The organism is Micromonospora sp. DH13, assembly GCF_020873825.1.
Taxonomy (GTDB): Bacteria; Actinomycetota; Actinomycetes; order Mycobacteriales; family Micromonosporaceae; genus Micromonospora; species Micromonospora haikouensis.
Window position 1 is genome coordinate 1 of sequence record NZ_JAHWGR010000104.1, and the last position, 453, is coordinate 453.

At 70.0% G+C, this 453-nt stretch carries 2 protein-coding genes; one reads left to right on the forward strand and one right to left on the reverse strand.

Annotation, left to right across the window (positions count from 1 at the left end; all coding sequences use genetic code 11):
• Positions 1 to 202: glycosyltransferase (locus tag LPA42_RS33440; RefSeq protein ID WP_368859509.1), on the forward strand; the 202-nt coding region annotated here is incomplete at its 5' end.
• On the opposite strand, the gene LPA42_RS33445 is transcribed toward LPA42_RS33440, so the two are convergent.
• The coding region (locus LPA42_RS33445) for a DIP1984 family protein (RefSeq protein WP_228987152.1) at positions 203 to 453 on the reverse strand (251 nt) is incomplete at its 5' end.

The window sequence follows — 453 nt, forward strand, 5'->3', positions numbered from 1 at the left end:
CTCCATCATCGACGGCGAGACGGGCTTGCTCGTGGACTCCAAGGCGGAGTTTGTGCAGGCCGTGGAGCAGTTGCTTGCCGACGCCCCGTTGCAGCACCGCCTCGGCGCCGCCGCCAAGGCGCGGGCGGAGAAGTACTCGTGGGCGGCAACGGGAGAGAAGCTCGCAGGCGTGCTGCGCGGCGTAGTGGGCGACCGGCGCTAGTTAACGTAGCTCGCTCGCCCAGTTCAGCTGCTGGATCTTCGTATCCAGCTGGCGGTACTCCTTGGCAGCGCCGTCGGACATCTTGCGCAGCGCGGCCGCGTCCACGGTGGGGACGTAGCGGACCTCGGAGCGCGAGTAGCGGTTCATGCGCGAGGTGGCCGCGTCCGCGACCGCGGAGTACAGCCGGCCCGCGCGCAGGAGTGCGTCGCGCCGCGCAATCGCGTCGGTAAGCGTGGCGTCGCCCTCGAAGG